The organism is Halolamina pelagica, from assembly GCF_001307315.1.
GTDB classification, from domain to species: Archaea; Halobacteriota; Halobacteria; order Halobacteriales; family Haloferacaceae; genus Halolamina; species Halolamina pelagica_B.
The window spans coordinates 2,304,262-2,327,912 of record NZ_LGUC01000001.1; the positions used below are offsets into that span (position 1 = coordinate 2,304,262).

Annotated in this window: 20 protein-coding genes and 2 pseudogenes; 14 read left to right on the forward strand and 8 right to left on the reverse strand. The window is 68.9% G+C overall.

Going from position 1 to position 23,651, the window contains the following annotated elements:
• Positions 1 to 110: 110 nt before the first annotated feature.
• A complete protein-coding gene (locus SY89_RS11990) occupies positions 111 to 857 on the reverse strand; it encodes a TrmB family transcriptional regulator (RefSeq protein ID WP_054584393.1) in 747 nt (248 codons plus the stop codon).
• Complete coding sequence (locus SY89_RS11995; protein WP_054584394.1) at positions 857 to 4,357, reverse strand: efflux RND transporter permease subunit; 3,501 nt, start codon at positions 4,355 to 4,357, stop codon at positions 857 to 859. The genes SY89_RS11990 and SY89_RS11995 overlap by 1 nt, the downstream gene beginning before the upstream one ends.
• 483 nt (positions 4,358 to 4,840) lie before the next feature.
• On the opposite strand from SY89_RS11995, the gene SY89_RS19865 reads away from it, so the two are divergent.
• The 6 genes from SY89_RS19865 (at position 4,841) to SY89_RS12015 (ending at position 8,249) form a co-directional block, all read left to right on the forward strand.
• Entirely contained in the window at positions 4,841 to 4,972 is a 132-nt protein-coding gene (locus tag SY89_RS19865; RefSeq protein WP_463467451.1) for a DUF7575 domain-containing protein, read from the forward strand.
• Between the two features lie 146 nt (positions 4,973 to 5,118).
• Positions 5,119 to 5,544 carry a TetR/AcrR family transcriptional regulator gene (locus SY89_RS12000; protein WP_144427216.1) on the forward strand — a complete coding sequence of 142 codons (426 nt, stop codon included), beginning with the start codon at positions 5,119 to 5,121 and terminating at the stop codon, positions 5,542 to 5,544.
• The gene (locus SY89_RS16705; RefSeq protein ID WP_144427217.1) at positions 5,448 to 5,744 is read left to right on the forward strand and encodes a TetR family transcriptional regulator C-terminal domain-containing protein; all 297 of its coding nucleotides are present in this window, start codon (positions 5,448 to 5,450) and stop codon (positions 5,742 to 5,744) included. Before SY89_RS12000 ends, SY89_RS16705 begins: the two co-directional genes overlap by 97 nt.
• Positions 5,741 to 6,460, forward strand: coding sequence for an ABC transporter ATP-binding protein (locus tag SY89_RS12005; RefSeq protein ID WP_054584395.1), 720 nt, complete (start codon positions 5,741 to 5,743; stop codon positions 6,458 to 6,460). Before SY89_RS16705 ends, SY89_RS12005 begins: the two co-directional genes overlap by 4 nt.
• Positions 6,457 to 7,701, forward strand: a complete 1,245-nt coding sequence (locus SY89_RS12010) for an ABC transporter permease (RefSeq protein WP_054584396.1) — start codon at positions 6,457 to 6,459, stop codon at positions 7,699 to 7,701. Before SY89_RS12005 ends, SY89_RS12010 begins: the two co-directional genes overlap by 4 nt.
• Before the next feature lie 128 nt (positions 7,702 to 7,829).
• Positions 7,830 to 8,249 (forward strand): hypothetical protein, encoded by a 420-nt coding sequence (locus SY89_RS12015; protein ID WP_054584397.1) that lies wholly within the window; start codon positions 7,830 to 7,832, stop codon positions 8,247 to 8,249.
• A gap of 302 nt (positions 8,250 to 8,551) precedes the next feature.
• On the opposite strand, the gene SY89_RS12020 is transcribed toward SY89_RS12015, so the two are convergent.
• Positions 8,552 to 10,144 carry a Na+/H+ antiporter NhaC family protein gene (locus SY89_RS12020; protein ID WP_054584398.1) on the reverse strand — a complete coding sequence of 531 codons (1,593 nt, stop codon included), beginning with the start codon at positions 10,142 to 10,144 and terminating at the stop codon, positions 8,552 to 8,554.
• Positions 10,145 to 10,361: 217 nt separating this feature from the next.
• Between SY89_RS12020 and asd the strand changes: the two genes are divergently transcribed.
• On the forward strand, positions 10,362 to 11,396 hold the full coding sequence (asd, locus tag SY89_RS12025) for an aspartate-semialdehyde dehydrogenase (protein WP_054584399.1): 1,035 nt from the start codon (positions 10,362 to 10,364) through the stop codon (positions 11,394 to 11,396).
• A gap of 6 nt (positions 11,397 to 11,402) precedes the next feature.
• On the opposite strand, the gene SY89_RS12030 is transcribed toward asd, so the two are convergent.
• A complete protein-coding gene (locus SY89_RS12030) occupies positions 11,403 to 12,350 on the reverse strand; it encodes a D-2-hydroxyacid dehydrogenase (protein WP_054584400.1) in 948 nt (315 codons plus the stop codon).
• A gap of 102 nt (positions 12,351 to 12,452) precedes the next feature.
• Here SY89_RS12030 and SY89_RS12035 point away from each other — a divergent pair, with 102 nt between their 5' ends.
• The 3 genes and pseudogenes from SY89_RS12035 (at position 12,453) to SY89_RS12045 (ending at position 15,280) form a co-directional block, all read left to right on the forward strand.
• Positions 12,453 to 13,754, forward strand: a complete 1,302-nt coding sequence (locus tag SY89_RS12035) for an MFS transporter (RefSeq protein WP_054584401.1) — start codon at positions 12,453 to 12,455, stop codon at positions 13,752 to 13,754.
• 100 nt (positions 13,755 to 13,854) lie between these two features.
• Entirely contained in the window at positions 13,855 to 14,202 is a 348-nt protein-coding gene (locus SY89_RS12040; RefSeq protein WP_054584402.1) for a nuclear transport factor 2 family protein, read from the forward strand.
• Between the two features lie 49 nt (positions 14,203 to 14,251).
• Positions 14,252 to 15,280 (forward strand): annotated as a pseudogene (locus SY89_RS12045) (aldo/keto reductase).
• A 9-nt stretch (positions 15,281 to 15,289) separates the two neighbouring features.
• Here SY89_RS12045 and SY89_RS12050 read toward each other — a convergent pair.
• Positions 15,290 to 15,850, reverse strand: a complete 561-nt coding sequence (locus tag SY89_RS12050) for an NUDIX hydrolase (protein WP_054584403.1) — start codon at positions 15,848 to 15,850, stop codon at positions 15,290 to 15,292.
• Positions 15,851 to 15,864: 14 nt separating this feature from the next.
• Positions 15,865 to 16,710, reverse strand: a complete 846-nt coding sequence (locus SY89_RS12055) for an eIF2B alpha/beta/delta subunit family protein (RefSeq protein ID WP_054584404.1) — start codon at positions 16,708 to 16,710, stop codon at positions 15,865 to 15,867.
• A 115-nt stretch (positions 16,711 to 16,825) separates the two neighbouring features.
• On the opposite strand from SY89_RS12055, the pseudogene SY89_RS18625 reads away from it, so the two are divergent.
• Positions 16,826 to 17,223: pseudogene (locus SY89_RS18625) on the forward strand (hypothetical protein).
• A 15-nt stretch (positions 17,224 to 17,238) separates the two neighbouring features.
• Here the strand turns inward: SY89_RS18625 and SY89_RS12065 are convergent.
• Positions 17,239 to 17,436, reverse strand: coding sequence for a hypothetical protein (locus tag SY89_RS12065; RefSeq protein ID WP_054584406.1), 198 nt, complete (start codon positions 17,434 to 17,436; stop codon positions 17,239 to 17,241).
• A 194-nt stretch (positions 17,437 to 17,630) separates the two neighbouring features.
• On the opposite strand from SY89_RS12065, the gene SY89_RS12070 reads away from it, so the two are divergent.
• The 3 genes from SY89_RS12070 (at position 17,631) to gdhB (ending at position 22,112) form a co-directional block, all read left to right on the forward strand.
• Complete coding sequence (locus tag SY89_RS12070; RefSeq protein WP_054584407.1) at positions 17,631 to 20,501, forward strand: bacterio-opsin activator domain-containing protein; 2,871 nt, start codon at positions 17,631 to 17,633, stop codon at positions 20,499 to 20,501.
• Between the two features lie 169 nt (positions 20,502 to 20,670).
• Entirely contained in the window at positions 20,671 to 20,814 is a 144-nt protein-coding gene (locus SY89_RS16090) for a rubrerythrin-like domain-containing protein (RefSeq protein ID WP_144427247.1), read from the forward strand.
• A 2-nt stretch (positions 20,815 to 20,816) separates the two neighbouring features.
• On the forward strand, positions 20,817 to 22,112 hold the full coding sequence (gdhB, locus tag SY89_RS12075; RefSeq protein WP_054584408.1) for a glutamate dehydrogenase GdhB: 1,296 nt from the start codon (positions 20,817 to 20,819) through the stop codon (positions 22,110 to 22,112).
• A gap of 54 nt (positions 22,113 to 22,166) precedes the next feature.
• Here gdhB and SY89_RS12080 read toward each other — a convergent pair whose 3' ends face one another.
• Complete coding sequence (locus SY89_RS12080; protein ID WP_054584409.1) at positions 22,167 to 23,624, reverse strand: RtcB family protein; 1,458 nt, start codon at positions 23,622 to 23,624, stop codon at positions 22,167 to 22,169.
• Positions 23,625 to 23,651: the final 27 nt, after the last annotated feature.

Genomic DNA, 23,651 nt, shown 5'->3' on the forward strand with positions numbered 1-23,651 from the left:
TTAGTATCGTTCTCAACCGCTCTGATTGGCTGCGTGAACAGCAATCGATTGGGTAGTACACCGGCACGTAGCATCCGCGGGCGAAGCGAGGGAAGACCCCTAACAGAGGTTCAGACGAAGGCTTCCCGGATCACCGCGGCGAGCACGCGGGCAAACCCCGTCCCGTCGCTCCAGAACGCCGACTCGCCGGCGACCGACTGCATCTCGGCGGTCGGCTGTACGCTCAGCAACACCGTGTCGTCGTCGACGAGCAGCACGCGCCCCACGCTGAGTTCGGGCGTCGCGTCCCCGACCTCGACCGCCGTGAGCCCGGCCTCCCGTGCGGCCTCACGCACGGGTGCGTCGGCGCTCGCGACGGTCACGTCCACGCCAGCCGCGTCGGCGTCGGCGAGGGCGTCGGCCACGTCGCCGGACAGCATCGTGGGGTCACTAGTCGCGAACAGCACTCGCTCGTCCGCCCCCGCGACAAGCGAGGTGACCCGGGCGGCGACGTTCTCCCCGCCTTCTGTCGTCCAGATCGCCTCCCGGTGGTCGGTCGGAGCCTGCTGGCCGCGGACCGTCTCTAGGTGGTCGAACGCTGCCTCGGTCGTCGACCGTAGCCGGTCGTACAGCAGCTCCCGCGCCTCGTCGATGTCGACGGGGCGGTAGCGCGTCGGCGAGCCCTCCTGAACGTCGATCAGGCCCAGCTCCTCGAGTTCGTCGGCCGCGCCGTACACCTGCGATCGGGGGACGTCCGCGACCTGTGCGATCTCGCTCGCGCTCGCGACGCCCAGCTTCTGGAGACCGACGAACGTGCGGGCCGCGTACGTCGAGAGCCCGAGTTCGGTCAACCCCGCCGCGGCGTCGGCGTCGTCCATCACTCCTCCTCCCGGGTCCACGCCTGGTTCACGCGGTTGAGCTGGCCTTCGCTCAGCGTCCCCTGGTCGAAGCTCCCGTAGGCGTCGTCGAGGTCGGAGTTCGAGACCGCCCCCGAGGCGGTCACGCGCTCGAACAGGTCGGTCACGACTTCGACCTCCTCGTCGCCGTCGATCGGGTAGTACTCGCCGTCGACCACCAGCGCGCCGTCGAAGGCGAACCGGTCGCCGTCGGCTGCGTCCGCGGGGATGGCCGTCGTGTAGCGAAGCGTCGGGTTCTCGCCGTCGAACGCGACCGAGACGACCTCGTCGGACTCGGCCATGCGGACCGGCTCCGGGCTGGCGGACTCGACGGTCGGGTCCTCGCCGGCGCGCTCGTACAGCACCGCACGTCCCTCGACGCCGGCGGTTTCGAGCGTCACCGCGACGCGGCCGCCCGGCGCGACGACGCGGCGGTCGAGGCGTCGCGCCGCTCGCGGGCCGTCACCCGCTGGGGCGACGGTGCCTGCCGCGTCGGCGTCCGTCGGCGCGTCGCCGTCGTCCGGCGCGGGGAACACGTCGTCGGGACCGACGTACTTGGTCCAGACGGCGAGCAGCGAGGGCAACACCAACACGCTCGCGAGGAACGCGTAGATGATGGTGAGCCCGGTGATCTGGCCGAACTGCTGGAGCGGCGGCAGGATCGCGAACACCAGCACGCCGAAGCCGCCGACCGTGGTGGCCGCCGAGCCGAGCAGCGCGCCGCCGGTGCCGGTGACCGCCCGCTCCATCGCCGTCCAGATCTCGCCCGTTCGCTCAAGCTCCTGGTTGTAGCGCTCGGAGAGGTGGATGCTGTAGGCGACCCCCAGCCCGACAGTCAGGCTCGTGATCATCCCCGTGATGACGTTGAACGGGATCTCCAGCAGATGCATCGTGCCCAGGATCCACGTCACGCTGAACGCGACGGGGAGCAGCGTCACCGCCCCCAGCGTCGCGCTGCCCTCGGTGATCCGGTAGGCGATCATCAGGAACACGAACGTCGCCACGAGCGTGATGATCAGGCTCTCGACGACTGTCTCGAGCAGCTGGTCCTGAACGATCTTGTTCAGCACCGCGCTGCCCGTGGCAGTCGCGTCCAGCCCGTCGCCACGAACCACGTCCGCGACGCTGCGCATGGAGTCAGTAACCTCGTCGCCGCCGGCACCGCCCTGGACGGAGATGACGATCCGCATGGCGGTGTACTCGCCGTCGTCGCGCTGGATCACGCTCTCGGCGCGATCCGGAGCGACCTCGTACAGCTCGTCGTACAGCGCGCCGAGGTTGCGGTCGGGCACGCCGTCGCCGTCAGTGTCCGCGGCGACGAAGCTCTCGTTGAACGACTCGTTCTCGGCGGCCACCGACTCCATCACCGACAGCGGGCTATCGATCCGTGCCTCACCGTTCGAGAGCGTCTGGGTGACGTTCTCCTGGGCGGCGGCCTCGTCCTCCGCTGTGGCCACTCGTTCCAACACGTCGTCCTGTGTGAGTGCGCCGGAACTGTTCTGGCGTATCAGGATCTGTGCCTGGGAGTCCTGTCGGACGAAGTTGTCGTTGACGTACTCCAGGTTCGCCTTCGCGGTGTACGTACTCGGCGCGAACGGCTCGGGGAGCTCCTTCATCCAGTCGTCGGGATCCTCCGCGATGAAGTCGGTCTGGTCGAACGAGGTGTCGACCTGCGTGGCGCCGTATCCGCCGCCGGCGCTGAGCAGCAGCGCGGCGACGATGACGAGGTACGGACTTTTCCGTGCCGCGGTCGCGCCGACGGCGAGCAGCGACGAGAACGCGCCGCCGCCGGTACCGAACGCTTGCTTCTGTCGGTCGATCCCACGAACTTCGAGGAACTCGTCGATCTCGACTTTGAGCGCCGGGATCAGCAGGCCGAACACGAGCAGCGCGGCCGTGATCCCTGCGGCGCTCACGATGCCGAACTCGCGGATCGGCGGCACCGGGCTGGTGAGGTTCGAGAGGAACCCGATCACGGTCGTCGCCGTGACGTAGATCAGCGCGATGCCGACGCCGACCAGCGCGGTCCGCATCGACCCGCGGGGCGCAGCCCCGCCGCCGTTCTCGCGCTCCTCGCGGTGGCGCATGAAGATGTGGATCGCGTAGTCGATGCTCAGCCCGATCAACAGCACCGGGACCGCGATGAAGATCTGGTTGAACGCGATCCCCGTCCAGCCCATGAAGCCGAACGTCCAGGCGAGCACCGCGCCGATGCCGAACAGCCCCAGCAGGATGTCGAGCACGTCGCGATAGGCGACGACGAGCGCGATCAGCACGAAGATGATCGCCAGCGGGCCGACGATCAGCAGGCTGTCGCTCATCGAGTTGTTGATCTCGTCGAAGATGATCCCGGCGCCGAAGACGAGGTACTCGCCGCCGTCGGCGTCGTCACCGAGCTCCTGCATCGCGAGCTGGGCGTCGGTCACGTCCTCGCCGGCAGTCCCCTGGGCCGCCGAGCCCTCGCCCTCCATCGTCACGATCAGCATCGTCGCTTCGGCCTCGGTCGAGCCGGGGTCGTAGTCGGTCGGCATGAACGCGAACGTCCCCACGCCCTCGCCGCCGTTGTTCCCGGCGTCCGCACCGAGAACGAGCTGAATCGTGTCGTTGAGCTCGGACTCGTTCATCGAGCGGATCTGCTCCTGCTGCTGCTCGAGCGTCGCGTTGGAGGCGTTTCGGTACTCCCGGCGCTCGGTCTCGAGTTCGTCAGCCAGATCCTGGAGGCGATCGGCGTCCGCTCGGAGCGCCTGGGAACGCTCCTGGAGCGCGGCGTACTGATCCTCGAGCACGCCACGCGTCCCGAGTCGGTACGCCTGCTGGGCCTCCTCCTCGGAGGACGCGTTCCGAAGCTGCTGTGCCGCCTGCTCGAACGTCGCGGCGTCCTCGTCAGTGAACTCGACGCTCGTGTTCGCCTGCACGTCCGCGAAGACGGCGTCGGCCCTCGCGTCGGGGTTCTCCCGCAGCGTCGTCAGCCCCGCACGGAGCAGGCCGGCGGTCCGAGTCAGCGTCTCGTTTCGCTGCTCGATCACCGCGCGCTCCTCGCTGACGCTCTCGTTGAGCGCCTGCAGTTCGGCTGCCGTCCGCTGGACGTCCTCGCCCTCCTCGGCGGTGATCGACGCGATCGCGATCACGTTCGCGATGCTCGAGGTGGGCCGGTCGCCCGAGAGCGTCCCGTTGACGGTCTCGTTGTCGGTGAGTGTCTGTTGGTACTCGAGTAAGGCGACCAGCGACTCCTCGTCCAACACGTCGTCGTCGCGCTGGATCACCTGCGCGGTCGTGGTGTCGTCGTCGCCCGTCGAGAAGTTCTCCTGGGCGTAGTCCAGTGCGTCGCCCTCCGGTGAATCGCTTTGGAACTGGTCGAGCGACGAGGTCTGCTCGACCATCGTCGCCCCGCTGCCCAGCGCGACGGTCACCACGAGCATCACCGCGATCACCACTTTACTGTGGTCCATCACGGCGTCGACGACGGTGTCAACCCCCCTCATCCGCACCTCCGATCGCTCGCCGCAATCTGGCTAGACATCTGTCTGTACTCTCGTACTAACACCTCGCGGTTAACGGTTCCGACTTCGGTGAACGATCGTTCAGGCGCCGACCGAGCGGGAGGGGGCGACGCCGGCGGCCACAGACGGAACCCATTTTGCCGACCGCCCGCTCAAGGGCGGTATGTCGCTGGTTCCGGAGCGGCTCCGGCCGTATCTCGCCGGGCTGCTGGGCACGCTCGCGACCGGCTTCGGCCACCTGTACCTGCGCCGGTGGCTGCGGGGCTTCGGTTGGATCGCGCTGGCGTTCGCCGCGACGATCGCGTTCGTCCCGGACGGGACCCTGCAGGCGATCAGCGCCGGCGAAGCGGTGGCCAACCGGGCCGAGCTCTACCCGGCGATGGCCATCCAGCTGATCGGCGCAGTCGACGCGTTCGTGCTCGCGTACCGCGAAAATTCGGGGGTAGCGTCGACCCCGAAGTCGACGTGCCGCTCGTCGCCGAGGGGGAACCGGACACCGTCACCTGCCCCAACTGCGGGAAGGAGGTCGACGCCGAGATCGGGTTCTGTCACTGGTGTACCACCGAGTTCGCGACGGCCGACTCCGACTCGGCGTGAGTCGGCAGCGAGCCGGCTGCGCCTGGAGGTGATTCGCCGCCGCACCGAGTTCGCCTCGACTCGAGTGGTCGCTGTACCGACTGTGATCCGTCGCCAGTGGTTCGCGAACCGACACCCATATCTAGGTAACTGAACATTCAATCAGTATGGGGGAGACACCGCCGTTTCTTGCGAACCCCGAGACTACTCGGGAGTCGATCATGCGGGCGACGTATCTCGCGCTGTGTGAGCACGGCTACGCCGGGCTGACGATCCAGCGGATCGGCGAGTGCTTCGAGAAGAGCAAGTCGCTGCTCTATCACCACTACGACGACAAGGACGAGCTGCTGCTCGCCTTCCTGCAGTTCATGCTCGAGGAACATGAGTCGTCGGTGCCGGAGACCGACGACGACGGCCCCCGCGAGCGACTCGGCGCCGTGGTCGACGCGATGCTTCCCCCGAACTCTCCGCGGAGCACCGTGGGTTCACCGCCGCGATGGTCGAACTCCGGGCCCAGGCCGCCCACGACGAGCGCTACAGGGAGCAGTTCGCCGAGCACGACCGAGCGTTCCAGGACCACCTGGTCGACGTGATCGAGGAGGGGATCGAGACGGGCACGTTCCGCGACGTGGACGCCGACCGTGTCGCGGAGTTCGTCGGAACCACCGTCGCCGGCGCGATGACGCGCCGAGTCACTGGCGGCGACGATCAGGCCGCGACGACCGCCCGCGCGGCGCTCGATACCTACGTCGACCACATCCTGCTCGTCGACGGGACGGAGGCGAAGGCATGACCGACGCCGCCGTCGAACTGCAGGACGTCCGCAAAACGTACCGGATGGGTGACCAGACAGTCCACGCGCTCGACGGCGTCTCCCTCACGATCGACCGGGGCTCCTACACCGCCGTGATGGGGCCGAGCGGCTCCGGGAAGTCGACGCTGATGAACGTCGTGGGGTGTCTGGACACGCCGACCGAGGGCGTCGTCGAGGTCGACGGCGTCGACGTGACCCAACTCTCCGACGCCGAGCGCACGGCGCTTCGGGGTGACGAGATCGGGTTCGTGTTCCAGACGTTCAACCTCATGCCCCAACTGACCGCTCGCGAGAACGTCGAACTCCCGATGACGTTCCAGGGCGTCAGCCGGCGCGATCGGCGCGAGCGGGCGACCGACCTGCTCGAAAGCGTCGGGCTTGGCGACCGGCTCGACCACCGGCCAAACGAGCTCTCCGGTGGCCAGCGCCAGCGGGTCGCGGTCGCTCGCGCGCTCGCGAACGATCCCGCGATCGTTCTCGCCGACGAGCCGACGGGGAACCTCGACAGCGACACCGAGGCCGACATCCTCGCGCTGTTCGAGGAGCTCAACGCCGCGGGCAACACGATCCTGACGGTGACCCACGAGCGCCTCGTCGCCGAACACGCCGAGCGCATCATCCACCTGTTCGACGGGGAGGTCGAGAGAATCGAGGAGATCGAGCAGCGCCGGATCGCCGGGGAGGCGAGCCGATGAACGTCGTCGAGAGCGTCCGGATGAGCTGGCGTGCGATCACCGGCCACCGGCTCCGCTCCGTGTTGACGGTGCTCGGCGTCGTGATCGGCGTCGGCTCCGTGATCACGTTCGTTACCCTGGGCGCGAGCCTGCAGGCCGCGATCGTCGGCGACGTGGCCACCTCCAGCCCGGACATCGCGGCCACGGTCGGACCGGCTGACGGCCCCGAGGGCGGCCCCGGCTCCACCGAGTCGATCCCGGTGTTCACGGAACACGACATCGAGCAGCTACAGGGGATCGACGGCGTCGACGCCGTCATCCCCACCGGACAGGTCGGGATCGCGGGACTGGAGTTCCGGGACGACCGGATCAGGTGGCCAGCGGTGACCGCGACCACCGCAGCCTCCTTCGACGAGGACGAGTTCGCCGCCGGGGGCCCGTTCACGGCGGGGACAAACGAGACCGTACTCAACCCCGCCGCCGCACGGATGTTCGAGGAGAACGTCTCCGCGGGCGACGAGATCACCGTCGAGTTCGCCGAGAACGACTCCCGGACGCTCACCGTCGCCGGCGTACTGAACGAGTCGACCGGCTTCGCCGCCGTCGGCGGCGGCGGCGGGACGCCCGCGATCTACGTCCCGACCGATCCGTTCTACACGACCACGGCCGAGAGCCCGACGACCGGCGAGCGCGAGCGAGCGTACCCACAGCTCACGGTCCGGGCGGCCAGCTACGAACAGGTGGGTGCGGTCGAGACGCCGGCCCGAGCGTACCTGCAGAACGAGTCCGACGCCAGCCAGCTCAAACCGGCGTCGTACGAGATCTCGCTCACGACCAACGACGCGCTGGTCGAGCAGATCCAGAGCATCCTCAGCACGTTCACCAACTTCATCACCGGGATCGCGGTGATCTCGCTGCTGGTCGGTGCCATCGGCATCGCCAACATGATGCTGGTGAGTGTGACCGAGCGCACCCGCGAGATCGGGATCATGAAGGCCGTCGGCGCCACCCGGCGCGACGTGGTCCAACTGTTCCTCGTCGAGTCGATCATCCTCGGGGTGATCGGCTCGGTGCTGGGAACCCTGGTCGGGCTGGCCGGCGGCTACGCGGCCGCCCAGCTGATCGATCTCCCGGTGTCGTTCGCCCCCGAGTGGTTCGCGATCGCGATCGCGGTCGGCGTCGGCGTGGGCATCGTCTCCGGGATCTACCCGGCGTGGGACGCTGCCCGAACCGACCCGATCGACGCGCTCCGCCACGAGTAACCCCCCACTTCGGCCCTCACCGTCGCCCCGTGGACCGTTTTTTCGGTCGTACTGCGGCACAGTTCGTCAGCGGAAGCTCGCCGCCGGTTCGAGCGGGCGTTTAACCGACTGCCGGCTAAACTGCCCGTATGGTCTCGGACACGCGGCTGTACGGCGCGGCCATCGGCGTCGTCTCGGGCGGCTACTCGCTGTGGAGCGCGTCGACGGCGACAGCGATGGGGACGGGCGGCTGGCTGATGGCGCTACTGGGCGTCGTCGTCCTCGTCCACGGCGTGGTGTTGTTGACCGACTACGCCGACCGCCTGGGCGACGCCAGCGGCCCCCTGATGATCGGCTACTCGGTGCTGATGCTGTTGAACCAGGCGCTGGTCGGGACGGGGATGGCCGGCGGGATGGGGAGCGGCATGAACGGCGGCATGGGCGGCGGGTCGATGAGCGGTACGGCCGGCAGCATGGGCTGGGACGCCGGGATGGTGGCGCTCGCCGTCCTGATGCTGCTCAGCGGCGTCATCATGACCCAGCGCACCGCCGACGACGGCCGGATGTAGCTCGCCGGGGAAGTAGCCACCTGCAGCATCATGCTCGGGGGCGAGAGCTGTCGCTGTCGAGTGTCGTGTCGCCCGGAACACTAACTGCCAGCCTCATTCCGGGGCTGCGTGCCGCGTCGGCTGGCTAACCCTCGTGCCGGGCGGCCGGGTACGCCCCGGCGGGCGGTCGCTCTCGCGACGGGTGTGCCGCGCCCGGGTTCGCCACGCGGTCATCGCTCCCAGTCGGGAGTACTCGGGTGGGGACTAAAGGCGCGGAGTAACCCTACTCGGCGCAGGCGGTTAAAAGGAGCGTCGAGGCCGCCTCAGTCGTCGGCCGGCTCCGACCCCTCCGGTGGGGCGTCGGCGACGACCGGCTCCAGCCCCTTCCGGCTGGCGTCGAACTCGGAGAGGGCGTACACGAGCCCGACGATAAGTACGACACCGACCGGCAGCAACAACAGCGGCGAGATCCGGGTGACGCCCCACACGAGGAGCAACGCGACGGCGACAGTCGCGACCGTGACTGCGTAGTACAGCTGGGTGCGGACGTGGTCGATGAGGTCGGCGCCGGTGAACGTCGCGGAGAGCACCGTCGTGTCGGAGATGGGGGAGCTGTGGTCGCCGAAGATGGCGCCGGAGAAGATGACGCCGACCGCGGCCGCGATGATCGTGTGGTCGCCGGTGAGGTTCCACGCGACCGGGATGACGATCGGCGTCAGGATCCCCATCGTCCCCCAGGACGTGCCCGTCGAGAACGCGATGAACGCCGCAAGCACCAGGACGAGCGCCGGCAGCACCGCGACCGGGAACGAGTCGCCGACGACCCCGGCGACGTACTCGCCGGTCCCGAGCGCGCTCACGACCTCGCCGATACCCCACGCGAGCACGAGGATCGAGACCGCAGTCAGCATGAGGCCGAAGCCGTCGATCGTCGTGTCGGTCGCCTCGCCGAGCGTGAGAATCCCGTACAGTTTTCCGAGCACGAACCCGGTGGCGACCATCGCGAACGACCCGTAGATGAGCGCCGACGCGAAGTCGGCGTTGGTCACCATGTCCATGAGGCTCGCGCCGGGCGAGTAGCCGGTCCACAGGGCGCTCGCGACGGTGACGGCGATGAGGACGGCGATGGGGACGAAGAAGTTCACGAGCCGCGCGTTCTCCGCGTTCGGTTCGCCGAGGTCGGACTCGACGTCCTGCATCGGGCGGGCGTCCTCGCGACTCACCTGTCCCGTGTGCCACGAGCGGTGTTCGGCGTCGAGCATCTCGCCGTAGTCACGGCCGGTGGCCACGATGATGGCGACCATCACGATCGCGAGGATCGAGTACATGTTGAACGGGATGGAGTTGAGAAACACCTCGAAGGCGGGCGGGTGGTCGGCGACGCCGGCCGCCTCGTACCCGTCGGAGATGAGCGAGAGCTGGAACGCCACCCAGGAGGAGATCCCCAGCGTCGCCACCGGCGCCGCCGTCGAGTCGACGATGTAGGAGAGCTTCTCCCGGGAGATCCGCAGGTGGTCGGAGACGTCCTTCATCGCGGAGCCGACGATCGCCGTGTTGGCGTAGTCGTCGAAAAAGAGGACGACCCCGAGCCCCCAGGCCACCGCCCCGGCTTTCCGTTGGGAGTCCAGTCGTTCGATCGCCCAGTCCCGGACGGCGTTCGAGCCGCCGAGGTTCCAGACCATCGCGACGCCGGAGCCCAAGAGGAGCGTGAACACGAGGATGCGAACGTGGAACTCCCCGGCGACAGCCACAACGATCCACTCGAACGTCTGGACGACGCCGAGGCCGCCAGTGAAGATCACCGCCCCCGCCCAGATGCCGATAAACAGCGACAACACCGCCTTCCGGGTCGTGATCGCGAGTACGATCGCGAGCAACGGCGGAACGATAGACAAGACACCGAACTCTGTAGACATATACGGATAGATTCGCCTGGAAACTACATAAAACCAGTCAGATGTTTACGCCAGTAACCGGATGCTACCCTCGGGGAGCCCGCCGATCCCCGCTAATCCGGGGTAACCCGACATGAATCTCCCTCGGCCCGTACGGAGAGGTTCGAGACCCGCCTCGCGACGGCGATCCCCGTGAGAAACAGAACCCACTTATGAGGGTGTCACGGAGTGACGTGCGATGACTGTCCGTGTCGGCCTGCTCGGCGCCACCGGCGCCGTGGGGCAACGATTCGTCCAACTGCTCGACGACCACCCGACGTTCGAAATCGCGGCGGTGACCGCCAGCCCCGAAAGCGCCGGGGAGTCCTACCGCGACGCCGCCAAGTGGCGCGTCGACACCCCGATCCCGGAGCGGATCGCGGAGCTGACCGTCCGCGAGACCAGCCCCGACGCACTCCCCGACGACCTCGACCTGCTCTTCTCGTCGCTACCTTCGAGCGTCGGCGCCGAGATCGAGCCCGAACTCTGTCGGGCGGGCTACGTCGTCTCCTCGAACTCCTCGAACGAACGCATGGCCGAGGACGTGCCGCTCACGATCCCGGAGGTCAACCCCGACCACCTCGACCTGATCGACACCCAGCGCGAGCAGCGCGGCTGGGACGGCGCGCTCGTCAAGAACCCCAACTGCTCGACGATCACGATGACGCCCACCCTCGCCGCGCTCGACGAGTTCGGTCTCGAACGCGCCCACGTCTCGACGCTGCAGGCGGTTTCGGGTGCGGGCTACTCCGGCGTCACGTCGATGGAGATCATCGACAACGTCCTGCCCCACATCGGCGGCGAAGAGGAGAAGATGGAGACCGAGTCCCGGAAGCTGCTCGGCGACGTGGAAGACGGCGAGCTCTCGCTGCACGACGTGGACGTGTCGGCGTCCTGTAACCGCGTGCCCTCGCTGGACGGCCACCTGGAGAACGTGTTCGCCGAACTCGACGACGACCCGAGCGCCGATGCGGTGCACGAGGCCCTCGCCAACTTCGAGGCGGTGGACCTTCCGTCGGCGCCGGCACAGCCGATCCACGTGTTCGACGACCCCGAGCGCCCGCAGCCACGGCTGGACCGGATGCGGGGCAAGGGGATGCAGATCTCCGCGGGTGGGCTGCAGGCGACCGACGAGGGCGTCCAGTACAACTGCCTCGCGCACAACACCATCCGCGGCGCCGCCGGCGCGTCGGTGCTCAACGGCGAACTGCTGGTCGAAGAAGGCTGGGTGTAGACCGGTTCAGACGACGCGGTTCTCGATCTCCTCGCCCGTCCCTAGCGCTTCGTAGTTCGCCGCCACGATGTCGCTCAGTCGCTCGAAGTACACCGGCGAGTGGCCGGCGTTGTGCGGCGTGATCCGGACGTTGTCGAACCCCCAGAGCGGGTGGTCCGCCGGCAGCGGCTCGGGGTCGGTCACGTCGAGGAACGCGGCGCCGATGTCGTTGCTCCGCAGCGCGTTGACCAGCGCGTCGGTGTCGACGACGCCGCCGCGGGCGATGTTGACGAGGTGGGCGTGCGGTGGCAGGGTCTTGAACGCCTCGTCGTCGAGCAGGCTCCGGGTCGCGTCCGTGAGCGGGCAGGCGAGCACGACCGCGTCCGTGCGCCGGAGCGCGTCGTGGATCTCGTCGAAGCCGAGCACCTCGTCCGTCGGGCCGCCCTTCTCGGGGCTGTAGCGGACGCCGATGGTGTCGACGCCGAACGGTTCGAGTCGGTCGACGACGGCCTGGCCGATCGCGCCGAGGCCGACGATCGTCACCGTCGACCCGTACAGTTCTCGGGTGCCGTAGGACTGCCAGACGCGCTCCTCCTGCTGGCGGGCGGCGCGGGGGAAGTCCCGCGCCAGCGAGATCAGCGCGCCGATGACGTACTCGGAGATGTTCGGCCCGTGGACGCCGGAGGCGTTGGTGACGGCGACGCCCGCCTCCTCGAGCGCGTTCATCGGGAGGTGGCCCGTGCCGGCGAACGAACAGGCGAACAGCTCGAGGTTCTCGGCGCGGTCGAGGAGATCGGAGTCGATGTTGAAGCCGGCGACGATGCGGGCGTGCGGGATCAGCTCCCGCTCTTCGGCGGGCGTCTCCGCGACGGCGATCTCGGCGTCGGGGAGCCGCTCGCGCATCGCGTCGGCGTAGTTGTCGACCGAGAGCCCGTGGATCTTCTGGCGCAGCAAGAGGATATCCGGTTCGCTCATGCAGGCGAGTCCGGGCCGGGTCGAAAAGAGTGTACCTCTCTCGCCTCGCGCGAAGCCCGCCGGGATCAGTCGGACTTTACGCCCGCTCGCCCAACCACGGCTGTGCTCGCTGCGGACACGCGCCAGCGCCTGCTCGTCGCCGTCGCCGCCGCCACGCGGTTCGGCGCCGGCATCCTCCTGGGGACGGGGCTGGCGTTCTACCTCGGCCGGAACGACGCCTCCGCGCTGGTGGTGGGGCTGGTCACCACCGCGTACTTCCTCGGGATGACCGTGTTCTCGCCGTTCTGGGGCGCCGTCGCCGACGTGACGGGGCGCCGACGCACCGTGCTCGTCGCGACCGGGCTGGGCGCGACGCTGGCGCTCGCCCCGCTGTTCGTGTTCTCGGGCGTCTGGGTGCCGATCCTCAGCCGCGGGCTGTACGCGGTGTTCGCGGTCGGCTTCGCGCCGGTGATGCTCGCGGTCGTCTCGGCCCGGGGTGGCGACGAGGGCCGCGGGCGCTCGCTGGGCTTTTTCAACGCCGCGCGGGCCACCGGCTTCAGCGGCGGCCAGCTCGCGGTCGGGATGCTGCTCGGCGTGCTCGCGCCCGACGGGCTGTACTCGATCATCGTCGCCGGCAGCCTCGTGTCGACGCTCGTGGTCGTCTTCCTCGACGACAGCGTCGCGCCACAGCCCGACAGCCAGCCCACCGTCCGCGAGCTGCTCACGGAGGTCCGCCGGCGCCTGCTCCCGGCGGTCGACGACCGCGACCACCTCCGTCGGAACGGGCTCTGGATGCTGTACGTCGCGCTGGCGTTCCGCAACGCGACGGTGATGGGCCTGTTCGGGCTGATGCCGGTGTACCTCCCCGAGACCCTGGGCATCTCGGAGTTCACGATGGGCGCGTTGCTGGCTCTCAACCCCGCGGGCCAGGCCGTGTTCATGCTGCTGTTCGGCCGGGTCGCCGACGCGTGGGGCCGCAAGCCGCTGGTCGTCGTCGGCATCGCCGGCTCGGGGCTGTTCGCGCTGGTCGCCGCGGCGGCGACGCTGTTCACGGGGCCGCTGCGGCTGGCCGTCGCGGCGCTCTCGTTCGTGATCATCGCCGCGGCGTACTCGGCGATGACGACGGGCGCGCTGGCGTTCATCGGCGACGTGGCGCCCGACGAGCGGGAGTCCGAGCTGATGGGGCTGCGGTCGACGGCGAAGGGGATCGGCGGCGTCGTCGGCCCCGTCGTCGTCGGCGGCCTCGTGGCGGTCGTCGGCTACCCGACGGCGTTCGCCGTGGGCTCGTCGATGGCGTTCGTCGCGGCCGGCCTCGCGGGCTGGAAACTGGTCGAGAGTCGCGAGGGCGTCGTGTTCCCGGGGCGTGGGGCCGTTCCGGGGACGATTGATCACTGGGGCACGCTGTCCGCCGCAGTGGACGACTGATCACTGCGCCACGCTGTCGGCCGCAGTCCGCCCCGATTGCCGCTACCCGCCGCCGGTTGGCCAGGACAACACTCAACCGTTCTCACGACGACGGACGGATATGAGTCTCGAAGCGACCGCACGACGCTACTACGACCTGGTCGACGCGGGCGACTACGGCGACCTCGTCGCGCTGTTCACCGAGGACGTGGTGTACGAGCGCCCCGGGCAGGCGTCCATCGAGGGGCGGGACGCGCTCCGGACGTTCTACGAGGAGCAGCGCCCGCTCTCGGAGGGAACTCACGAACTCCACGCGGTCGTGCCGGACGGCACCACCGTCGCGGTCCGCGGCACGTTCCGCGGCGAGCAGGACGGCGACGCCGTCGAAATCGGCTTCGCGGACTTCCACGAGTTCGCGGACGACCGGATCGCGCGGCGCTACACCTACACCGACCGAGACACCGTCTGATCGGGTCGCCGACGCCCACCATTATCCCCTGCCGACCGAAGGCGAGGGTATGACCGAGATGCAGTACACGCGACTCGGCTCGACCGGCCTGGAAGTCTCCCGGCTCTGTCTGGGCTGTATGAACTTCGGCTCCGGCTCGGAGTGGATGATGAACGACCGCGACGCCAGTCTCGACCTGCTCCACGAGGCGATGGACGCCGGCATCAACTTCCTCGACATCACCAGAACCCGGAGGGTTCTGGTTGGCAGCCAGACGTAGTCTGGCGACACCGCGAACGTCTACTCGACGGGCGAGAGCGAGGAGATCGTCGGTGACGCCATCGGGTCGCGGAACCGCGACGAACTGGTCGTCGCGACGAAAGTCCGCGGCGAGATGCACGACGGCCCGAACGGCGCCGGCCTCTCGCGCAAGCATATCCTCGATCAGGTCGAGGCCAGTCTCGACCGACTCGGCACCGACTACATCGACCTCTACCAGATCCACCGCTGGGACGACGACACGCCGATCGAGGAGACCCTGGCCGCGCTGGACCACCTCGTCGAGACCGGCCGCGTCCGGTACATCGGCGCCTCGACCATGTCGGCCTACCAGTTCACGAAGGCGCTGTACACCAGCGACATCGAGGACTACAGCCGCTTCACCTGCATGCAGCCGGAGTACTCCGCGGTCGCGCGCCACGAGGAGGCGAACCTCCTGCCCGTCTGCGAGGGCGAGGACGTGGGCGTCATCCCCTGGTCGCCGCTCTCGGGCGGGTTCCTCACCGGGAAGTACGAGCGCGACGCCGACGCGCCGGCTGGCTCCCGCGGCGAGGTCAGTGAACACGTCGAGCAGAAGTTCACCGACGCGAACTGGGCGGTGCTGGACGAGATCCGCGCGATCGCCGACGACCACGACGCCACCGCCGCGCAGGTGAGCCTCGCGTGGCTGCTGGCGCAGGACGTGGTGACCGCGCCGATCATCGGTCCGAAGAGCAGCGAGCAGTTACAGGAGAATCTCGGCGCGCTCGACGTGGACCTGACCAGCGAAGAGGTCGAGCGCATCGCCGCGCCGAAGACGCCGCAGTACCCCGCGGAGTAGCAGGCGGCGTCAGACCACCGGCGGCGCGGTTCGGTCCTCGATCACCGGAATCGCGTCCGCCGGCACCTCCTCGAACCACTCCGCCGCCAACACGTTCTCGCCGTCGTCCAGTCGGTCCTGATCGACCCCGACCGCCCCGCCCGCCGCGTCGGCGGTGAAGAACACTTCCAGCAGATACCCCCGGCGCTGTGGGTCGTCCCGGCGGACGAACCGTTTGCGGACCGCGCGCCAGACGCCCGTGATCTCGCAGTCGATTCCCGTCTCCTCCCACACCTCGCGCTCGGCGGTTTCGGGGAACGTCTCGCCCGGTTCGTGGCCGCCGGCGGGGAGCGCCCACGTCTCGGGGTTGCGGCCGTCGCGGATCAGGAGCAGTCGGCCGTCGTCGTCGGTGACGCGTGCCCCCGCAGCACCGCGGATTCCCGCCTCGAACAGGTCGACGCCGTGCTCGAAGAACTCGGGGTCGTTACGGCGGGTGGCGTCGACGACCGGGAACTCGCCGAACCGTTCGCGGAGGCCGTGGATTCGGGCGTCCACGGCGCGGCGGGTGCGAAGCGACAGGGGATCGGCCATCGTCTCGCAGTCGGTCAGAGCTCCTGGACGCCCTCGTCGGTGATGAGCGTGTCCACCAGCGCCGTCGGCGTCGCGTCGTAAGCGGGGTTCTCGATCTCGACGCCCTCCACGGGTTCGCGCATCACTTCGCTGCTCGCGCGGAACTCGTTCTCGAAGCGGAAGTCGTCGATCACCTTCGTCGAGGAGCCGACGACCGTGACGGGGACGTCCTCGCGGTCGGCGACGGCGGCGATCGGGTAGGTGCCGATGCGGTTGTAGAGCGTGTCCTCGACGATACAGTCCATGCCGACGATGACGCGGTCGACCTCGTCCATCACGTAGCCGGCGGCGCTGTCGACGAGCAGGTGGGGCTCGACGCGGTCCATCCCCGCCAGCGTGCGGGCAGTTTTACGGCCGAGGTAGCGCGGCCGGGCCTCGGTGACGTAGGCAGTCAGGTGACAGCCCTCGACGCAGGCGGTCTCGATCGCTTCGAGGACGGTCGAGGAGTAGTCGTGAGTCAGGATGGTCTCGCTGTCGTCGATCGTGTCGGCGGCGTGGGCGGCCGCGCGGCGTTTCCCCGCCTCGACGCGCTCGACGGCGTCCTCGATCGCGTCTTCGAGCAGTTCCTTCGCCTCCTCTGGCGTGTCGGCTTCGCCCAGCACCGCGTCGGTGATGCTCCGCATCGCGGTGTGGAGCGAGGCGTGGGAGGGGTTCGCCCGCCGGAGCGCGCCGGCGTTGTGCTCCAGATCGCGGTCGAACGCGTCGGCGGCGACGTACTCACGATCGAGCAGCTCCCGCAGCGCCGTCGCCGCCTTCACCGCGACCGCTGAGGAGGAGTGGCTCCGCATCTCCCGGATCTCGGCGACCGTCTCGTCGATCATGGTCGCGGCGTGGGGCGCTCGCCCGATAGGTGTTGCTACTGCGAGCGCCGGGCGACGGCGCCCGCCAGGGGCCGGCGCCGAAAGGCACGTGCGTCTCGCCCGCCTACGTCGGCGTATGGCCTACCCCGTCACCTACTACTGCCCGCGCTGTGGCGCGGTCCACGAACTCCAGCGCGAGGGCTACCTCGCGGACAAAACCGTCACGCCCTACCCCTCGAGGGGTGGCGCTACGTCGACCCGGACGAACCGTTCGAGGACGCGGCGGGCGTCGACGGCGTCCGGATCGTCTGCGGTGACGAGGAGCTGCTGCTCTCGGGCGACGACCTGCCCGAAGGCGCCGACGCGCCGGACGCGGGCTGTGGCGAGCCGTTCTACCTCTCGTTCGTCCGGTTCGAGGACGGCGTCGAGGTCGAGCCGGAGCCCGAGGGCGACCGCGTCACCATCGGCGTCGGCATGGGCGGCACTCGCGGACCCGACGGCCCAGGCGGTCCCGCCGGCCCCCACGGGGACTGAGCGCCGACGCGGTGGTCACTCCTCACGGAACTGGTTGTACACCGTCGGGTGGCTGAGCACGTTCGCCGCCGTGAGCGCGAACGCCACCACGCCGCCGGCGACGACGATTTGCGTGTACGGGTCCGGCGGCGTGAACAGCACCGCCAACGGGAACGCCACCGCGACGATCCCGAGGGCGATGCCGACGAACCGACCGCGCCGGGTGTCGAACATACGCGGCGTAGCGCCCGGACAGGGCTAAACATCCCTGGTACTTCGTGTGCTGCGTGGACAGCTACCACATTGACATCGAAAGAAGGGTCTTGGGCCGGGGTTGATAGTTAAACAACGGCGTTTTCACCGTCGGTGGCCTAAATCGCGTACACCGAGCCGCCGTGAGTCGGTCGCCGGCGGCATCCAACTTCCACATGCCCTCGCTATCTAACACTGTTCTCGACGACGCACGGGTCGCCGTGGTCGGCGACACCGACTGGACGGTCGCCGTCGCCGACGGACTCAGGCGTCGGACCGACGGGAGCGTCGACAGCGTCGACACGGCCGCGGCCGCGCTGGATCTCGTTCGAACCGACGCCGTCGACGCCGTGCTCACTGCCAACGAACTCGGCGACGCGACCGGGATCGACCTGGTGCACGAAATTCGCGAGACGACGACGCTCCCGGTCGTCCTCGGGAGCGCCGCGGGCAGTGAGGCGCTCGCCAGCGAGGCGATCGAGGCGGGCGTCACCGACTACATCGTCGTCGACGGCGCCCGCGAGGACGGCGTCGACGACACGCTCCGGCGGACGGCGGAGGCGCTTCGGGCGGCTCAGCGGAAGCAGACCCGGCGCGACCGTGCCCGGCAGTTCGACGCCACGTTCGACGACGCCCGGACCGCGACCTGGGTGCTCGACCCCGACGGAACTCTCACGCGAGTCAATGAGGTCGCCCGGGATATGGTCGACGTGGACACCGACGCGCTCGTCGGCCGGCCGTTCTGGACGCTGCCGTGGTGGCCCGACGACGACACCGCCGCAGCCGACGTTCGACGCCTCGTCGAGACCGCCGGCAGCGGCGAGTTCGGCGGGGCCGTCGTCACCCGCGACGGCGTCACGGGCGACCGCGTGTTCGAGCTCTCGGTCCGGCCCGTGAAGGACGAACGGGGCCGGCTGGTCTCGATCGTCGTCGACGGGATGGACATCGGCGACCGGGTCGATCTGGAACGCGAGCTCCGGCAGTCCGAAGAGCTCCACCGCGTCACGCTCAACAACATGACCGACACCGTCCTGATGACCGACGAGGACGGCGAGTACACGTACGTCTGTCCGAACGTCCACTTCATCTTCGGCTACACCGCCGACGAGATCCGCGAACTGGGCACGATCGACGAACTGCTCGGCGACGACCTGTTCGACCGCGAGGCGCTGGCGGAGTCGGGCGTGCTGAAGAACATCGAGGTCACCGCGACCGACAAGGCCGGCCGCGAGCACACGCTGCTCGTCAACGTCCGCGAAGTGTCGATTCAGGACGGGACGCTGCTGTACAGCTGTCGCGACATCACCAAGCGCAAGCAGCGCGAACAGGCGCTGGCCACGCTGCAGGAGACCGCCCGCGACTTCCTCTACGCCGAGACCCACCAGGAGATCGCCCAGCACGTCGTCGACGACACTGGCTCCGTGCTCGATCTCGACGCCGGAGCGGTCTACCTGTTCGACGCCGACGACAACCACCTCCAGCCCGCCGCCCAGTCGCCGGGGATGCGGGCGGCCAACGGCCCCCTCCCGACCGTCCACGCCGACGGCCGCGACCTGACGAGCCACAGCTTCGTCGAGGACGAAGCGCTGTTTTTCGACGACGTGCACGCCGACGATCGGCTGCAGAACCCCGCGACGGATATCCGGAGCGCGGCGTACATCCCGCTGGGCAACCACGGCGTGTTCATCGCGGGCTCGACCGCCGTCGGCGTCTTCGACGACGTGACCCGCGAGCTGGCAGATCTGCTCGCCGCGACCGCCGAGGCGGCCCTCGACCGCGTCAGTCGGGAGTCCCAGCTCCGCGAGCAGGATCGCGAGCTCCAACGCCGGAACGAGCAGCTCAGCACGCTCAACCGCATCAACGAGACGATCCGCGAGATCGACGGGGCGCTCGTTCGCTCCGAGACCAGGGAGGAGATCGACCACACCGTCTGTGAGCGGCTCACCGCCGACAACCGCTTCCGGTTCGCGTGGATCGGCACCGTCGACGCCGCGACCGACACCGTCAACCCACAGACGTGGGCTGGCGCCGAGGAGGGGTACATCGACAGCCAGTCGTTCCCGGTCGCCGCCGACGGCGTCGAGCCGGCGGGACGGGCGGCCGCCACCGGCGAGGTGACGCTGGTGTCGAACGTCGCCGCCGACCTCCGAGCGGCACCGTGGCGGAAAGACGCCATCTCCCGGGACTTCCTCTCGGTGTTGAGCATCCCGCTGGTGTACAACGATCTCACCTACGGCGTCCTCACGGTGTACGCCGAGACGCCGGACGCGTTCGACGACCCGGTACGGACCGTGCTGGGCGAGCTCGGCGAGACGATCGCGTCGGCGATCAGCGCCAGCGAGCGCAAGCGTGCGTTGCTCACCACGTCGATGACCCGCGTCGACTACGCGGTGTCAGACCGCTCGTTCGTTCTCACGCAGTTGGCCGACGCGGCGGACTGCACGCTCAGCTACGAGGGCGGGGTCCAGCAGACCGCAACCGGGAACTACGTGTTCGTCACCGTCGAGGACGCCCCCGTCGACAGCGTCGTCGACGCCGCGAGGGCGCTGGTGCTAGTCGACGACGTCCAGGAGATCCGCGGCGGGGAGACCGGCGGCGTCGTCCGGCTCCAGCTCTCGAAGCCGTTTCTCGCGACCGAGCTGGCCGACCACGGCGCCATCCTCCAGACCGCGTCGGCGACGGAGTCGGGGACGGCGCTCACCATCGACGTGCCGGGGAGCGTCGACACCAGACACGTCACGCAGTTCCTGCGCGAGCGCTTCGGCGCGGTGGAGCTCACTGCGAAACAGACCAGAGAGCAGGCCTCCGAACACGGCTTCTACGCCTCGGTGCTCGAGCGCCTGACTGACCGCCAGCTGGAGGTGTTAGAGACGGCGTACTACAGCGGCTTCTTCGAGACGCCGCGGGGCGTCACCGGGGAGGAGGTGGCCGACTCGCTGGATATCTCGCCGCAGGCGTTCTATCAGCACGTCCGGACGGTCCAGCGGAAGCTGTTCGCCGCCCTGGTCGACGACCACGCCCCGGTCGCGACCGCACACGCCGATTGACGCCGGTAGCGGCGGTTTCGCGTTCGTTCTGTCCGATCGTGTGATCGCGGGGCACTGTTGAATGCTCAACCCGCTCGTCTCGACGCGGTTCGGTAGTCAACGACGAAATACTCCCCCGTCACTCCAGTAGTCGATGCCGAGTACCCGCCAGGGCGTGGGGCTCGTCACCATGAGAGACGTTGACCAGAATCCGGAGGAAGAGACCCCCTATGAGTGCTTCCAGTGCGGCAGCGTTATCGTTGCGGAAAACAATCCGGGCAAATGTCCGGACTGTGCCGGTGCGATGCGTAACCGACGGACACCGATCGAGTAATCATGGCATCTACATCCACTACAGAGACCGAGGAGCCCACTGAGGAGCCGACAGAGCACGAATCCGCGCTTCAGACCGCGCGGCGCCAGCTTCAGCACGCGGCCGACCACCTCGACATCGACCCGAACATCGTCGAACGGCTCAAACACCCCAAAAGCGTTCACGAAGTCACGGTCCCCATCGAGCGCGACGACGGGAGCGTCGACGTGTTCACGGGGTACCGCGCCCAGCACGACAGCGTCCGTGGCCCCCACAAGGGCGGCCTGCGCTACCACCCCGAGGTCACGCGCGACGAGTGTGTCGGCCTCGGCATGTGGATGACCTGGAAGTGCGCGGTGATGGACCTCCCCTTCGGCGGCGCGAAGGGTGGGATCTCCGTCAACCCCAAGGAGCTGAGCGACCGCGAGAAGGAGCAGCTGACCCGTCGGTTCACCGAGGAGCTCCGTGACGTGATCGGGCCGACGATCGACATCCCCGCGCCCGACATGGGCACGGACCCGCAGACGATGGCGTGGCTGATGGACGCCTACTCGATGCAGGAGGGCGAGACGATCCCCGGCGTCGTCACCGGCAAGCCCCCGGTCATCGGCGGCAGCAAGGGCCGGGACAGCGCGCCCGGCCGCAGCGTCGCCATCATCGCCCGCGAGGCGATCGACTACTACGAGAAGGATATCCAGGAGACCTCCGTCGCGATCCAGGGGTACGGCAGCGTCGGCGCCAACGCGGCCCGCCTGCTCGACGAGTGGGGCGCCAACGTCGTCGCGCTCAGCGACGTGAACGGCGGCATCTACGACACGAACGGGCTCGACACCCACTCGATCCCGACCCATCACGAGGAGCCGGAAGCCGTGATGACCCACGAAGCCCCCGAGACGGTCTCGAACGAGGAGTTGCTCGAACTCGACGTGGACGTGCTCATCCCGGCCGCCATCGGCAACGTGCTGACCGCCGACAACGCCGACGCCGTCGACGCCGACATCATCGTCGAAGGGGCCAACGGCCCCACGACGACGGCGGCCAGCGAGATGTTCGCCGAGCGCGACATCCCGGTGATCCCGGACATCCTCGCCAACGCCGGCGGCGTCACCGTGAGCTACTTCGAGTGGCTCCAGGACATCAACCGCCGCGCGTGGTCGCTCGAACGCGTCAACGACGAGCTCGAGACCGAGATGCTCGCGGCGTGGACCGACGTGCGCGAGGAGTTCGAGAGCCGCGACGTGACCTGGCGCGACGCCGCCTACATCGTCGCGCTCTCCCGCGTCGCCGAGGCCCACGACGCCCGCGGGCTGTGGCCCTGATCGCGGCACCGGAACCGATCCGCATCCCCTGCTGACGCGTCGGCCGGACTCCCCTCAGCCCTTGATGTTGCAGACGGGGAACGTCCGCGCCACTTTGTCGCCGATACCGAGATCGCCGCTGACCCGGACGACCTCGTCGATATCCTTGTACACGCCGGGCGCTTCCTCGGCGATCGTCGCCCCGGAGTTCGCCTTCACGTAGATGTGCTCCTGCTCGGCGAGGTCGTCCTGCACGTCGCCGCCCCAGAACTCCTGTTTGGCCTGCGTGCGGGACATCAGCCGGCCCGCGCCGTGGGCGGTGGAGCCGAACGTCTCCGACAGCGAGCGGTCGCCGCCTTTCAGTACGTAGCTCCCGGCGCCCATCGATCCCGGGATGATCACCGGCTGTCCAACGTCGCGGTAGGCCGCGGGCACCTCCGCGCGGCCGGCGGGGAACGCGCGGGTGGCGCCTTTCCGGTGGACGAACAGCTCCCGCTGCTCGCCGTCGACCTCGTGGGTCTCCCGTTTGGCGATGTTGTGGGCCACGTCGTAGAGTAGCTCCACGTCGTCGGTGTCGACGGCGTCGAACACGTCGGCGAGCGTCTCCCGGGTCCGGTGGGTGATCAGCTGGCGGTTCACCCACGCGAAGTTGACCGCGGCGCACATCGCGCCGTAGTACTCTTCGGCCAGCGCCGAGCCGGCGGGGGCGGCCGCGAGATCCTTGTCGGGGAGTCGATCGAGCAGCTCGCCGTGTTCCTGCTCGATCTTCCGGACGTAGTTCGAGCAGATCTGGTGGCCCAGCCCGCGGCTCCCGCAGTGGATGAGGACGACGATCTCGCCCTCGCGGAGCCCGTAGGCGTCGGCGACGCCGTCGTCGAACGTGTCGGTCACGCGTTGGACTTCGAGGAAGTGGTTCCCGGAGCCGAGACTCCCCATCTGGTTCATCCCGCGGTCTTTGGCCTTCTTCGGGACGTACTCCGGCTTCGCGTCCGGTCGCCGGCCCTCGTCCTCGCAGTGTTTCAGGTCGTACTCGGTCGCGTACCCCTCCTCGAGGGCCCACTCGACGCCCCGTTCCAGCGCGCCGTCGACGGCATCGCGGCTCCCCTCGACGACGCCGCCGCCGCCGAGGCCGGAGGGGACGGCGTCGAACAGCGCGTCGACCAGTTCCTCCTCGCGGCCGCGTACGTCGTCGTAGGTGAGCGGCGTCCGGAGCATTCGGACGCCGCAGTTGATGTCGAACCCCACGGCGCCCGGCGAGATGCAGCCGTCCTCGGCGTCGATAGCGCCGACGCCGCCGACGGGGAAGCCGTACCCCTGGTGGGCGTCCGGCATCGCGAGCGCGTACTTCTGCATCCCGGGGAGGTGGGCGGCGTTTTTCAGCTGTTGGAGGCTGTCGTCGTCGCCGATCTCCTCGAGCAGCGCCTCGCTCGCGAGCACGCGGGCCGGCACCTCCATCTCACCCTCCGGGGCGATCTCCCAGACGTGCTCCCGGACGCGTTCGAGCGTGATGTCGTCGAACTCCCTCGTAGTCATACCCGAGCGTGGGGGCCGGAGCGGAAA

Excerpts from the sequence above, each read along its gene's own strand:
- SY89_RS12080 (WP_054584409.1), bottom strand. The coding sequence starts at position 23,624 with ATGACTACGAGGGAGTTCGACGACATCACGCTCGAACGCGTCCGGGAG.
- SY89_RS12055 (WP_054584404.1), bottom strand. The coding sequence starts at position 16,710 with ATGATCGACGAGACGGTCGCCGAGATCCGGGAGATGCGGAGCCACTCC.
- SY89_RS11990 (WP_054584393.1), bottom strand. The coding sequence starts at position 857 with ATGGACGACGCCGACGCCGCGGCGGGGTTGACCGAACTCGGGCTCTCG.
- SY89_RS12065 (WP_054584406.1), bottom strand. The coding sequence starts at position 17,436 with ATGTTCGACACCCGGCGCGGTCGGTTCGTCGGCATCGCCCTCGGGATC.
- asd (WP_054584399.1), top strand. The coding sequence starts at position 10,362 with ATGACTGTCCGTGTCGGCCTGCTCGGCGCCACCGGCGCCGTGGGGCAA.
- SY89_RS12000 (WP_144427216.1), top strand. The coding sequence starts at position 5,119 with ATGGGGGAGACACCGCCGTTTCTTGCGAACCCCGAGACTACTCGGGAG.
- SY89_RS16090 (WP_144427247.1), top strand. The coding sequence starts at position 20,671 with ATGAGAGACGTTGACCAGAATCCGGAGGAAGAGACCCCCTATGAGTGC.
- SY89_RS12010 (WP_054584396.1), top strand. The coding sequence starts at position 6,457 with ATGAACGTCGTCGAGAGCGTCCGGATGAGCTGGCGTGCGATCACCGGC.
- SY89_RS11995 (WP_054584394.1), bottom strand. The coding sequence starts at position 4,357 with ATGAGGGGGGTTGACACCGTCGTCGACGCCGTGATGGACCACAGTAAA.
- SY89_RS12020 (WP_054584398.1), bottom strand. The coding sequence starts at position 10,144 with ATGTCTACAGAGTTCGGTGTCTTGTCTATCGTTCCGCCGTTGCTCGCG.
- SY89_RS12030 (WP_054584400.1), bottom strand. The coding sequence starts at position 12,350 with ATGAGCGAACCGGATATCCTCTTGCTGCGCCAGAAGATCCACGGGCTC.
- SY89_RS12070 (WP_054584407.1), top strand. The coding sequence starts at position 17,631 with ATGCCCTCGCTATCTAACACTGTTCTCGACGACGCACGGGTCGCCGTG.
- SY89_RS12015 (WP_054584397.1), top strand. The coding sequence starts at position 7,830 with ATGGTCTCGGACACGCGGCTGTACGGCGCGGCCATCGGCGTCGTCTCG.
- SY89_RS16705 (WP_144427217.1), top strand. The coding sequence starts at position 5,448 with ATGGTCGAACTCCGGGCCCAGGCCGCCCACGACGAGCGCTACAGGGAG.
- SY89_RS12040 (WP_054584402.1), top strand. The coding sequence starts at position 13,855 with ATGAGTCTCGAAGCGACCGCACGACGCTACTACGACCTGGTCGACGCG.
- SY89_RS12005 (WP_054584395.1), top strand. The coding sequence starts at position 5,741 with ATGACCGACGCCGCCGTCGAACTGCAGGACGTCCGCAAAACGTACCGG.
- SY89_RS12050 (WP_054584403.1), bottom strand. The coding sequence starts at position 15,850 with ATGGCCGATCCCCTGTCGCTTCGCACCCGCCGCGCCGTGGACGCCCGA.
- gdhB (WP_054584408.1), top strand. The coding sequence starts at position 20,817 with ATGGCATCTACATCCACTACAGAGACCGAGGAGCCCACTGAGGAGCCG.